The organism is Streptomyces sp. NPDC091209, assembly GCF_044757755.1.
In the GTDB taxonomy this organism is placed as follows: Bacteria; Actinomycetota; Actinomycetes; order Streptomycetales; family Streptomycetaceae; genus Streptomyces.
The window spans coordinates 182477-194669 of the sequence record NZ_JBIVVR010000006.1 but is presented as its reverse complement, the minus strand read 5'-3'; the positions used below and the strand labels follow the sequence as shown (position 1 = coordinate 194669).

Annotated in this window: 10 protein-coding genes; 6 read left to right on the top strand and 4 right to left on the bottom strand. The window is 70.9% G+C overall.

The features are described 5' to 3' along the window. The first annotated feature begins 29 nt into the window (after window positions 1–29). Complete coding sequence (locus tag ACIQRL_RS19145; protein WP_401332688.1) at window positions 30–440, top strand: arsenate reductase ArsC; 411 nt, start codon at window positions 30–32, stop codon at window positions 438–440. A gap of 391 nt (window positions 441–831) precedes the next feature. Here the strand turns inward: ACIQRL_RS19145 and ACIQRL_RS19140 are convergent, their stop codons facing one another. Both ACIQRL_RS19140 and ACIQRL_RS19135 read right to left on the bottom strand, forming a co-directional pair. Further along, the gene (locus ACIQRL_RS19140; RefSeq protein ID WP_401332686.1) at window positions 832–1101 is read right to left on the bottom strand and encodes a hypothetical protein; all 270 of its coding nucleotides are present in this window, start codon (window positions 1099–1101) and stop codon (window positions 832–834) included. Window positions 1102–1437: 336 nt separating this feature from the next. After that, window positions 1438–2055, bottom strand: a complete 618-nt coding sequence (locus ACIQRL_RS19135) for a DUF4291 family protein (protein WP_401332684.1) — start codon at window positions 2053–2055, stop codon at window positions 1438–1440. On the opposite strand from ACIQRL_RS19135, the gene ACIQRL_RS19130 reads away from it, so the two are divergent. The 4 genes from ACIQRL_RS19130 (at window position 2029) to ACIQRL_RS19115 (ending at window position 7620) form a co-directional block, all read left to right on the top strand. After that, window positions 2029–2907 carry a lysostaphin resistance A-like protein gene (locus tag ACIQRL_RS19130; protein ID WP_401332682.1) on the top strand — a complete coding sequence of 293 codons (879 nt, stop codon included), beginning with the start codon at window positions 2029–2031 and terminating at the stop codon, window positions 2905–2907. The two genes, ACIQRL_RS19135 and ACIQRL_RS19130, sit on opposite strands and share 27 nt — an antisense overlap. 28 nt (window positions 2908–2935) lie before the next feature. Next, a complete protein-coding gene (locus tag ACIQRL_RS19125; protein ID WP_401333355.1) occupies window positions 2936–4165 on the top strand; it encodes a sensor histidine kinase in 1230 nt (409 codons plus the stop codon). A 4-nt stretch (window positions 4166–4169) separates the two neighbouring features. After that, window positions 4170–4862: a response regulator gene (locus tag ACIQRL_RS19120; protein WP_401332681.1), complete on the top strand. Its 693-nt coding sequence runs from the start codon at window positions 4170–4172 to the stop codon at window positions 4860–4862. A gap of 337 nt (window positions 4863–5199) precedes the next feature. After that, window positions 5200–7620, top strand: a complete 2421-nt coding sequence (locus ACIQRL_RS19115) for a SpoIIE family protein phosphatase (protein ID WP_401332679.1) — start codon at window positions 5200–5202, stop codon at window positions 7618–7620. Between the two features lie 55 nt (window positions 7621–7675). Here the strand turns inward: ACIQRL_RS19115 and ACIQRL_RS19110 are convergent, their stop codons facing one another. Continuing rightward, entirely contained in the window at window positions 7676–8206 is a 531-nt protein-coding gene (locus ACIQRL_RS19110; RefSeq protein ID WP_401332677.1) for a hypothetical protein, read from the bottom strand. A 159-nt stretch (window positions 8207–8365) separates the two neighbouring features. On the opposite strand from ACIQRL_RS19110, the gene ACIQRL_RS19105 reads away from it, so the two are divergent. Next, window positions 8366–9595 (top strand): serine hydrolase domain-containing protein, encoded by a 1230-nt coding sequence (locus ACIQRL_RS19105; protein ID WP_401332676.1) that lies wholly within the window; start codon window positions 8366–8368, stop codon window positions 9593–9595. Window positions 9596–9742: 147 nt separating this feature from the next. Here ACIQRL_RS19105 and ACIQRL_RS19100 read toward each other — a convergent pair whose 3' ends face one another. Next, window positions 9743–11908, bottom strand: a complete 2166-nt coding sequence (locus ACIQRL_RS19100; protein ID WP_401332674.1) for a restriction endonuclease — start codon at window positions 11906–11908, stop codon at window positions 9743–9745. Window positions 11909–12193 lie beyond the last annotated feature (285 nt).

The following is a 12193-nucleotide window of genomic DNA, read 5'->3' as shown; positions in this document are numbered from 1 at the left end:
CCACCGCCTCCCCCGGAGAGACACCTGCCATGAGCACCACCACCGCGCGCCCGTCCGTGCTGTTCGTCTGCGTCCACAACGCCGGGCGGTCCCAGATGGCCGCCGCGTTCCTCGCCCACCTCGCGGGCGACCGGGTCGACGTCCGCTCGGCGGGCTCCGCTCCCGCCGATTCCGTCAACCCGGCGGTCGCCGACGCGATGAAGGAGGTCGGCATCGACATCTCCGCCGAGACTCCGAAGATGCTGACCGTGGACGCCGTACAGGCATCCGACGTCGTGATCACGATGGGGTGCGGCGACACCTGCCCGGTCTTCCCCGGCAAGCGGTACCTCGACTGGCAGCTCGACGACCCGGCCGGACAGGGCGTCGACGCGGTCCGGCCGATCCGCGACGAGATCGAGCGACGCATCCGCGCCCTCGTGACCGAACTGGCCGCCTGAGCGATCCCCCTCGTACACCGGTGAAGTCCGCCACCACGGAACTCCCGGGTGGCGCCGGCCCACAGGCCGAAGCTGTCGTCACCTTCGTCCGAGGTGTGCGGGACAAGCCCTGGGGCTACGTGGAAACGCGTGGGGGCACACGGCCGGAAGGGGCGCAGCGGCACGGGGTGAAGTCCGTCGGTGAACCGGTCCACCTGCTGCGCGGTATGCCGGCCGGACAGCGCCACGTCGTCGCGCCCATCGCGGCCCGACCGCCACACCGATGGTGTCCGTCAAAGCGGAACAGGCTCGCCTCGGAGCCCTGCCGACGCACGCACAGGGTCCCGGCCCCGGGCCTGAGGCCCGGGGCCGGGACCATCTATCGGCCGGTGACTCCGCGCCGGCCGGGACTTCAGAAGGCGCTGTTGCTGCAGCCCGCGTTGGAACCGAGGGTGGTGACCTGGGCACCCGGGTTGCCCTCGCCGCCCAGCAGGTTGCCGCCCAGGCCGTTGAGCAGGCCGACCTGGCCGAGGACGTCCAGGTTCAGGTCGTGCGACTTGCAGCTGGAGTGCTGCTTGATGTCGAACCCGTCGCCCTGGCCACCGGCGTGGGCCGTGCCGCCGACGAGTCCGATGCTGCCGATCGCCGCGATCAGGACGGCAACGTTGCGAAGCTTGCGCATGTCATCTCCGATGGAGTGAGTGGGTGCGATCTATGGAAGATCGACTTTTACAATCTCGGGAGATTAGTTCGAAATATGCCAAAACGGGCACTGACGCGCCGGGGTTCTTGACCGCACGGCAGAAGCACCCGAAAGCCGTAGCGCATGCGAACGGACCGTCCGTGGCCACCGGGCCGGCAGGCGGTGCCGGCCGATGCTCACGATCCGCACGGCAAGGGACACAGGTTCAGGTCGCGTCCGGGATCCCACTGGACGCGGGACGGTGCGCGCTTGAGGCCACGCTGCCGGCGGTCGCCCGGACCGGCCCGAGGGCGGGAGGTCGGGTGAGCCCGTTCCTCATCCCTGCAGGTGGGCGATGGGCTCGGCCTGGCCGGTATGGAAACCTTCCTGGGGCAGCAACCGGGTGGCTGAGGCCAGGTCGCCGACGCTGACGAGGGCGTGGACCTCGTGGACGAGTGGGGTGACGTCGCGGATGGTGACCGTCCACTCGTCCGCGTGGCGTCGCGCAGCCTCACCCGAGAAGCCGAGCCGCAGGGACCGGCACGGCAAGGGCCGCAGCCGCGGATCCCGCTCGGGGTCCCACTGCACCCGCGCGGGCGCCCGCTTCAACTCCCGCTTCCAGGTGGCCTGGTTCTCGTGCGGCGAGCGCACGTAGTGAGAGAGGCACGCGTTCCGCAACGCCCACTCGAAGCCGGCACGGCTGAGCTCGACGGCCGGAACAGTCTCCTGGCGCTCCTTCGTGCCCCAGGCGATGGCTGGTTGACCACGACTCGATACCCGCCCAGGACGGGCGGGAGGGGGCCGCGCATCCCCTTTGAGAGCTACAGGGATTGTCCCTGTGGGGGTGACTCGCGGACGTCGGCCCGTCCCTAGCGTGGTTGTCAGGTCGCCACACCGGTGCGACCACCGCCACAAGGGGAGGCCACGATGGGCACGACGTCCACCGCACCGCACGACACAGGCTCCGGCCTGGACGACAAGGGCGATGGCTGGGGCGGCCGTTTCGGCCGGATCGTTCGATCTCCACTCGGCTGGATGCTGACCGGCATGGTCGGTGTCGGTCTCGTCTCGGGCCTGACCGCGACGGGCCCCGGACCGGTGCCGGCCCTCGGAGCGGCTGCCGCGGTGGCCGTGTACTGGGCGGTCATGCGCTTCGTCGCACGACGCTCCACGCCGGAGATCGCCCGGCGTGGGGCCGGCCGGGAGGTACTGCTCGGCGGCGGGATCGGTCTGGGCTTCATCCTCGTGTCCGCACTCCTGATCACGGCTCTCGGGGGCTACTCGTTCTCCTGGGCGGGCAACGGCTTCGTGTCGGTCGTGGGGTCCGCGGTCATGGTGCAGATCGGCGCCTCGGTCACCGAGGAGCTGCTGTTCCGCGGTCTCGCCCTGCAGGCTCTGGAGCAGTTGTGGGGCAGCCGGGCCGCCATCGCGATCACCGCGCTGTTCTTCGGCGTCGCCCACCTGGGGGCTCCGGGAGCCAGTGGGCGGAGCCTGGTGGCGATCGCTCTCGAGGCGGGCGTCATGCTCGGAGCCGCGTTCCTGTGGCGGCGTAACATCTGGTTCGTCGTGGGTCTGCACTTCGCCTGGAACACTGTCGAGCAACTGCTCGGCGTCCCGGTCTCCGGGCACACCCCCGAGGGTCTGTACACCGTCGACGTCCATGGTTCCACCCTGTTGACCGGCGACGGCTTCGGCCTGGAGACGTCGATCGTGCCCATCGTCCTCGGCGTACTGATCACCGTCCCCATGGCCGTACTCGCCCACCGGAACGGCCGACTGCTGCCCCGGCGGCGGGCCCGGCACTGATCCAGGCCGACTGGAGGAAACGGACGTGATGTCCCGTCAGGCGCTCTGGAGCACCCCGCTGTTCCGTGCACCACGTGACTGGTGGAGCGAGCGGGACGCCTCCGTCAAGGACGGCGTCCTTGCTCTGGTGCTCACCCTGCTGGCCTTCGAGCCGACCCTGTCGAACATCGGAGGGCAGATCGGCGATCTGCCCGAGCGGCCGGCGAACGCGCTGGGCATCGGGCTGATCCTGGCTCAGACCCTGCCGCTGGCAGCCCGCCGCCGGTGGCCCGCAGCCTGTCTGGCCGTCGTCGCGGGCGCGTTCGCCATGCACCAGTCGCTGGGCTTCGCGACGACGTTCGGGAGTGTGGGACTGTATCTCGCCCTGTACTCCGCCGGGGCCTATCAGGTCGGCCTCCGCCGCGCCGTGACCGTCGCGGCGAGTGCGGCCTACGCCGTACTGGCCGTCGTCCTGCACCGCCTCGGCTCACCGTTGGAAATCCCGGACTATCTCGCGTTCTTTCTGACTCTGGCCGCGATCTGGCTGGTGGGGAGTGCCGTGCGCATGCGGCGAGGGGAAGAGGTGGAGCGGCGGCGGCTGGCCGCCGAGGTGGCCACGGCCGCCGAGCGGGCACGGATCGCCCGCGAACTGCACGACGTGGTCACCCATCACGTGACGGCCATGGTGGTCCAGTCCGACGCGGCGCAGTTCCTGCTCACGTCCGCGCCGGAACGGGCCGGGGAGGGACTGACGGCCGTCAGCGACACCGGCCGTCGGGCGCTGACGGAACTGCGGTACCTGCTCGGTGTGTTGGAGGCTACCGGTGAGTCCGCGGTCGCCGACCCGGCGCGTGCGGACCGGTCCCCGACCCTGGGACGGGTGGTGGACCTGGTCGAACAGGCCCGCAGGTCGGGGCAGCCGGTCGAGTTCAGCGAGCGGGGCGAGCGGCGGGCGCGGTCCGTGGACGTGGAGCTGGCCGCGTACCGCGTGGTGCAGGAAGCGCTCACCAACGCGATGAAGCACGCGTCCGGGCAGCCGGCACACGTCCTGGTCCGGCACCGCGAGGAGCACGTCGAGATCAGGGTGACGACCGACGCACCCGCCGCCTCCCCGGCGACCGTACCCGTCACGCGGAAGCCTGGCCCGGCGGGCGGACGAGGCCTGGCCGGGCTGCGTGCACGGGTGTTGATGCTCGATGGTGAACTGGAGGCCGGACCCCGGCCCGAGGGCGGGTTCGAGGTCCGCGCGACGATTCCGTCCAAGTCCGTTCAGGAGTGACCCCGTGAGCGATGCGCCGCAAACCGTCCGTGTACTCGTCTGCGACGACCAGGCACTGGTGCGGACCGGCTACGTCACCATCTTCTCCGCGCAGCCCGACATCGAGGTCGTCGGGGAGGCCGAGAACGGGCACGCGGCGGTGGAAGCCGCACGGCGGCTGCGGCCCGACGTGGTGGTGATGGACATTCGGATGCCGCTGCTCGACGGCATCCAGGCGACCCGGCAACTGGCCGGTCCCGACGCCCAGTTCCCGCCCAAGGTGCTGGTCGTCACCACGTTCAACGTCGATGCCTACGTCTACGACGCGCTGCGGGCCGGAGCCAGCGGCTTCCTCCTCAAGGACGCGCCTCCCGCGGAGCTGGTGAACGGGATCCGTACGGTCGCCCGGGGCGAGGCCCTGCTGGCGCCCGCCGTCACCCGCCACCTCATAGGTCACTTCGCCGAACACCTGCGGCCGGCCGACACCTCCCGGCAGGCCAGGGAAGACCTCGTACGCGCGCTGACCCCCCGCGAGCTCGACGTGCTCCGGCAGATCGCCGAGGGGCTGTCGAACGCGGAGATCGCCACGGCGCTGTTCATCACCCCCGAGACGGTCAAGACCTACGTTTCGCGGATCCTGGCCAAACTCGGCCTGCGCGACCGGGTCCAGGCGGTCGTCCTCGCCTACCGGGTCGGGCTGATCCCGGCGGCCGACTGACGGGGGGCGACTCTGCTGCGCCTGGCCCGGGACATGCCTCGGACGCCCTCGGGCGGCGCCCGGCCGGACAGATTCGAGCATTGCGGGTGAGCAGCGGGGGCGGGCTCCGTCCCCCGTAGGCGACCTGGATCACCGAGCCACGTTCACAGCCCTTCCATGGTGGTCGCGAGCCGTGGCCGCCTCCGTCCCCGCAGGCGTTTGCCCGCACACGCTGAGCGCCGCCACGGCACTCCTGTCGAACCGCCGAGCCGTGAGGAACCGGAGAGTCGCGGACGGAGACCGTTTGGAGGAACATCGGAATCACGGAGACGAAGTGGTGGTGATGGGGACGCCCTCGATGCATTTCAGTGAGAGTCCGGAAGATCCGTTCGCCCTGGAGCATGCCGCTTCGGCCGTGCTCGACGATCACGGCACGGTGGTCGGCTGGAGCGCACGTGCGCACGAGCTGCTGGGATACCGCGCCAAGGAAGTGATCGGACGGGCGTGGCGTGACCTCCTGGTCGACGCCCGTGACCTGCCTGTCGCGCGGTCCGTCGTCGTGGACGCCATGAGAGCGGGGGGCTGGTTCGGATCCCTGTCCGTCCGGCACCACGACGGACGGCGTGTGGAGATGGGTTTCCGGGCCCGCGCGATCACCCGCGACGGAGATCGTCAGGAGTGGTTCCTGGTCGGTGCCCCCGCCGCGGAGATCGTTGCCTGGCAGCGGGACCGTGCGCTCCTGGACGGCCTGTACCACCGGTCCCCGATCGGTCTGGCCATCCACGGCCCGGACCGGAAGGTGATCCGGATCAACCGTGCGATCGAAAAGGCGAGCGGCATCACGGCCGAGGCGCCGGTGGGCCGTCGTTCCGGTGAGTTCCTGATCGACGAGGACGCGGGTCCGGCCGACGAGCGGGTACGCCACGTCCTGGAGACCGGCGAGCCGTTGATCTTCACAGAGCAGTCGGCGCGCACACGCCATGCTCCGGGCCAGGAACGGATGGTGTCCGTCTCCGCGTTCCGGATGGAAGACCCCTCGGGCCGGGTTCTCGGCGTGGCGGAGACGATCGAGGACGTGACCCAGCGCTACCGGGCCCGCCGCAGGCTCACTCTGCTGAACGAGGCGAGCGCCCGGATCGGAACCTCACTGGACGTGACGCAGACGGCCCGGGAACTGGCCGAGGTGGCCGTCTCCGGCCTGGCCGACTACTGCTCGGTGGACCTCCTGAAGCCGGTGGCACTCGGTGACGAACTGCCCTCGGACATGGCAGGCGCACTGGTACGAGTGGCCCTTTCGCCCCCGGAACCACGGGTCCCGTTCCAGGAGGGCGACGTGGTCCCGCTCCTTCCGGAGTCTCCGCAGGCGCGGTGCCTGGCCGAGCGTCGCCCGGTTCTCGAACGGGTGCTGTCCCTCCGCCCCGAGTGGTACGCCATGGACCGGCGGCGGATCGAGGTCGTCCTGGGTCTCGGCGTTCATTCCCTGATCGCGGTGCCCCTGATGGCACGCGGCCTGGTACTGGGCGTGGTGAGTCTGTGGCGAGTGCGCCATTCGGAGCCTTTCGAGGACGACGATGCCGCGGTGGCCCATGAGTTCTCCTCGCGTGCGGCCGTCTGTATCGACAACGCGCGCCGCTTCACCCAGCAACAGAGCGCCGCTCTGACTCTTCAGCGCAGTCTGCTGCCGGGCACGGTGTCCGACCTGCCGGCCGTCGAGGTGGCCTGCCGGTACCTGCCGGCGAGCGGTGAAGCGGGCATCGGTGGTGACTGGTTCGACGTGATCCCGTTGTCAGGGGCCCGAGTCGCCCTCGTCGTGGGAGACGTGGTCGGCCACGGAATCCACGCCGCGGCCTCGATGGGGCGCCTGCGCGCCGCCGTGCGCACCCTGGCCAGCCTCGACCTGGAACCGGACGAGGTGGTGGCCCGGCTGGACGATCTGGTCAGTCTGCTGGCCGCCGAGCTGGAGACCAACGCCGAGGGCAACCAGTCGGCGGTCGAACAGATGATCGGTGCCACCTGTGTCTACGCGGTCTACGATCCGGTCTCCCGTCGCTGTTCCCTGGCACGCGCCGGCCACCCGGCACCCTTGGTGTCCACGCCGGACGGCCAGGTGACCGTGCTCGACCTGCCCGCGGGTCCACCGCTCGGCCTGGGCGGACTGCCGTTCGAGATGTACGACCTGGACCTCCCTGAGGGCAGCCTGCTCACGCTCTACACCGACGGCCTCCTGGAGGCGCGCGACGGCGACATCGATGCCGCGCTGGAGAACCTGGAGGAATGTCTCGCCCACAGTGCCGACGCCCTGGAGCGCACGTGCGACGGGGTGGTCGAAGCACTGCTGCCCACGAACCGCCGCCCCACCGACGACATCGCGCTGCTCATGGCCCGTACCCGGGTACTGCCGCCGGAGAGCTTCGCCACCTGGCACCTGCCTCTGGAAGCGACCGCCGCTGCCCGCGCCAGGGAGCTGACCACGGCGAAACTGGCCGAATGGGGGCTTTCGGAGATGGCCTTCACCACCGAGCTGGTCGCCAGCGAGCTCGTCACCAACGCCTACCGGTACGCGGACGGCCCCGTCACCCTGCGCCTCATCCGAACACACAGTCTGATCTGTGAGGTGTCCGACGCCAGCCACACGTCACCTCACCTCCGAAGGGCCCTCAGCACGGACGAGGGCGGACGCGGGCTCTTCCTGGTCGCGCAGCTCACGGAGCGGTGGGGCACCCGCTACACCCACGACGGCAAGACAGTCTGGACGGAGCAGCCCCTGCCGCCCTCCTGACCACCCACGACTCCCACGTCTTCCACGACCGCGGCCCACCGCGACAGCCGCCGCCTCAGAACGCCCCGACCATCCCCGCCACTCCGCCGATGAACGCGCTGAGCAGCATCACAGCGCCCAGCACGCCGAGCAGTACCCGCAGGGCGCGGGGGCTGCCGCGCGCGCCCGCCCTGCCGCGTACGAGCAGGGTTCCCAGGACCAGCACCATCAGGCCGAGCAGGGAGAGCGCCAGCCATCCGAAGGAGGCGCCGACGCCTGTCTGCTCGTATCCGGCGGAGGCCGTTCGCCGCAGCGCGACCGTGCTGCCGACGGGCAGGCTGGTGTCGATCGTGGCGTCGGGGTCCACCACGGTCCCGTCGTCGGAGCGGAACGTGCCGTGGCAGTGCGGATAGCGGTGGCCTCCGGCGTGGCTCCATGCGCAGGCCTCGACCCGGAGGTGGCCGGACGTGCCCGCCACACCGGTGGCGTAGGCGAGACGGGTCACCGCGAGCCGGGTCACCACGGTGCCCGCGGCGAGCAGAGCGACGATCAGAAGCAGCGGACGGGCGGCCCGCGCTCCTCCCCGGATCCGATCCCAACCGTTCATACGCCCCCCGCTCATCGAGCCCCAAACGATTCCGCCGAGACAGCCCCGTGGCTCCGAACGAGTGGACTCCGTCGAACGCGGATCGGACGGCGGGGCATGGCACGGGTCTGGGTGGTGATGTTGCCGTCTGTTCCCCTGACCCGGAAGAGGCGCCCCGACATGCGACGTACCTCCTATCGCCGTTCGTTCGCCGCGGCACTGCTCGTGGCGTCCGTGCTGGCTCCGATGACGGCGACGCCCGCCGCGGCCGACCACGCGGCGAGCGCCCGCACGGCAGGCGTCCGCCCGGCCGGCGCCGACGGATACGGCGAGGACGACGCCCCGCAGCACGGCCTCGGCCCCGAGCTGAGCGCCCGGCTGGACAGGGCCATCGAGGACGTCCGCACGCAGGCCCACATCCCGGGTGTCGTCGTCGGACTCTGGATGCCGGGCAAGGGGGACTACGTCCGCGCGACCGGTGTCGCCGACACCGTCACCCACAAGCCGATGTCCGTCGACTCCTACGTCCGGATCGGCAGCGAGACCAAGACCTTCACCGTCACCGCGCTGCTCGAACTCGTCGACGACGGCCGGGTCCGGCTGGACGACCCGATCTCCCGCTACATCAAGGGCGTTCCGAACGGCCGCCACATCACCCTGCGTCAGCTCGCCGAGATGCGCAGCGGCCTGTTCCCCTACACGTCCGACGCGGACTTCGAGCACGACCTGCTGAGCAACCCGCAGCGCACCTTCACCCCGCGGGAACTGCTCGCGTACGGCTTCAAGCACCCGAACACCTTCGCGCCCGGCGCCCAGTTCCAGTACTCCAACTCCAACCTCGTCCTGCTCGGCCTGGTCATCGAGAAGGTCAGCGGTCACCGGCTCCGCGACTTCATCGACCGTCGGGTGCTGCGCCCGTCCCATCTGCGCGACACCCTGTTCCCGAAGGGGAACGAGTTCCCCGAGCCGCACCCGCAGGGCTACACCGACCAGACGTTGAGCGGTGAGATCGCGAACGCCACCGACTGGAACCCCAGTTGGGCCTGGGCCGCCGGGGCGATGATCTCCAACCTGCACGATCTGCGCCGCTGGGCCAAGATCGTCGCCACCGGCACCCTACTCAGCCCCGAGAGCCAGGCACAGCGCCTCGACACCCTGCCGACCGGTTTCCCGGGAACGACCTACGGGCTCGGCATCTTCGACGCCAACGGATGGATCGGGCACAACGGCTCCCTGCCGGGATACGAGACCGTGACCGTGTACCTGCCCGCGAAGAAGGCCACCCTGGTCATCATGATCAACACCGACGCCTCCTACCAGGGCCAGGAACCGTCCACACTGCTCGCCAAGGCCATCACACAGATCGTCACGCCGAACAACGTGTACGACGGCGCGGTGGTCTCCGGTTAAGGGCTGTCCCGCCAGAGAGGCGGTCCCCATGTCCGTTGCCGGGCAACTCCCGGCCGGCACCAGGCGTGGGGACCGCCGTCGGCCCGCCTGCCTACGGCGTGGGGACCGGACCACCCGCGGTTCGCTCCACCGCTCCACCCCACCGCCCTACTCCACCGCGATGCCGAAGTCCCTTACGAGTTCCTCCAGTCCGCCCGTGTAGCCCTTGCCGCCGAGTACGAACTTCCAGTCCCCGTTGGCCCTTCGGCGGAACGAGCCGAGCACCAGGGCGGTTTCGCCCGGCCGGCCGTCGGAGACGTCGAGCCGGTCCAGTTCGGCGAGACCCGGATCGCGCAGCTGGATGCCGGCGTCCGTGAAGCCGGAGAGGTCGGCGTCCGGGTTGACCTCGGGGTCGATGGCGGCCACGAGGACGAACCGGTCGGCCTCCGTCGGCAGTCCGTCGAAGGAGACACCGATCGCCGCCCTGTCGGGCGCGGTCGCGGGCAGCGCGCGCACCGAGCCGTCCGGTGTCCTCGGGTTGTTGTAGAAGACGAAGTGATCGTCGCTGAGGACCCGGCCGCCCCGGCAGACGAGCGCGCAGACGTCCAGGGCGACGCTTCCGGTCCACGACATGCCCAGGACGTTGTGGTCGTCGGGCAGCCGGGGCTCCGGGTCCGACGCCACCGAGGGCGCCGACGCCGGCTGTACCGCTTGTGCCGTACGCGCCGACGTTGACGCCTGTGCCGTACGCGACGAGGGTGACGCCTGGGCCGACGGTGCCTGCCGGGTCGGCTGGGCCGTTGCCGGGCGGCCGCCCTCGCCCAGCCTTCCCCGCAGTCCATGGCGATGCAGCAGGTCCACGAGCTCGGGGCCCGCGATGAGCTCCAGCGGCTTGCCGTCGGCGAAGGTGTGCGAGCCGGGGCCGAACCCCGATGTCGTCACGAGTACGCCTTTGTTGGCACCCGCGTCCTGGACCGTCCCGTACAGGTCGCGTACGGCGGTGGGCGGCACCGTGTTGCGGTAGCGCTTCACCTGCACGACGATCTTGCCGCCCCGGATCGGTGTCGGGTCCAGCGCGTCGACGTCCACGCCGCCGTCGTTCGAACGCTGGGTCGTCACCGCCTGCATCCCCATGGCCCGGAAGAGGTCGGCCACGAGTTCCTCGAACGCGATCGGATCCATGGCGTACAGATCGGGTTCCTCGCCGCCGGCGTGGGCGACCACGCGGTTGCCGACATCCTGCGGCCGTCGGCCCGGCCGTACGGGAGTGAGTTGGTCCGGCCGGGCCGAGAGCTGCCCGCGCAGTCCGTCGGCCAGGCAGCTTCCCGCGTCCACCTGCGCCAGGTGCAGTTCGAGGAACGCGGAACGGGAGGCCATCACCGTCGCGAGGACGATGTGGCCCGGCCGGCCCGTCGTGGGGTCGTGACCGTCCACGAAGCCGTTCAGGACCACCGACTCCAGTGCGCCCTGCTCATCGGCTCCGAAGAGTTCGTGCAGCACGAGCAGCACGCACTGCGCGAGAACCTCGCGGTACAGGCTCCGGCGCTGGGTCACCGGACGGGGGGATTCCTTGTCCTGATCGGCCCCGGACAGATACCGGACGGACTTCACCTCGGGGACGACGCCGTACGCGGGCAGCTCCCAGTCCAGCACCAGTTGCCCGGCCGCGGCGTCATAGGCGGCGGCGATCTGGCGCGGGAAGCCCTCCGGCCAGGCCGACGAGGAGTAGAGAGCGGCGGAGAAGTACTCGATCACGGAGTCGGGATCCCTGCGGCGGACCCCTTCGGACACCTCGGCGACACCGGCGTTGTGCCGGCGTACGTCCGCCAGCAGGCCGTCGGCCCACTGCTGGTACTCCCGCTGGTACGAGGCCAGTTGCCGCTGCCGGTGCGCCTCGGCGGCCTGGGCCGCGTGCCAGTCCCGCTCGAAGCGCGCCTGCGCCTCGGCCTGCGCCTGTGCCCGGCGGTTCGCGGTCCAGCCGCTCTGCGCCTGGTACCGGCCGATGTCCGGCATGACCACCGGCTGCGCCAGCGGGCCCGGGGCGAAGGGCTGGAGCTGCTCGGAACGCAGGAGCGAAGCGGCCCGGAAGGCGGGGGCCCGGCAGCCCTCGGAGAGAAGGCCCTGCAGCGAGGCGACCTGCGCGTCCAGTTCCTCGGTACGGCGTTGCGCCTCCGCCTGCCGGTACTCGCGGTACTCCTGGGCGGCTCGCCGCTGGTGCGCCCGCGCCTGCTGTTCTTCCTGTCTCCGCCGTCTGGCGTCCAGCTCCAGCTGGCGCTGCTGCTGCCGTTGCGCCTCGGCCCAGACGCCGACGAAACCAGTAGAGCGACGACTCATGTGCTGCAGGTCCTCCCCCGATGTCGGCAGCCGGCAGGCCCCCTTGGCTGTCCCCACAACCATGTGTAAAAGGGTGACTCTATCCAGTAATCGCCGTCCCGCACATCCACTCTGCGAGGGTCGTCCGCCCGGGGCATTCGCGCAGGTCACATCCTGTCGGAAGCACGAAGGCGGCGGGGGGGGGGGGGGGGCCCGCCACGGCCCCCCGGGGCCCCCGGGGCTGGGGGGGGGGGGGGGTAAACAAGCGGGGGGGGGGGGGGGGCGCCCCCCCCCCCCCCAGCCCCC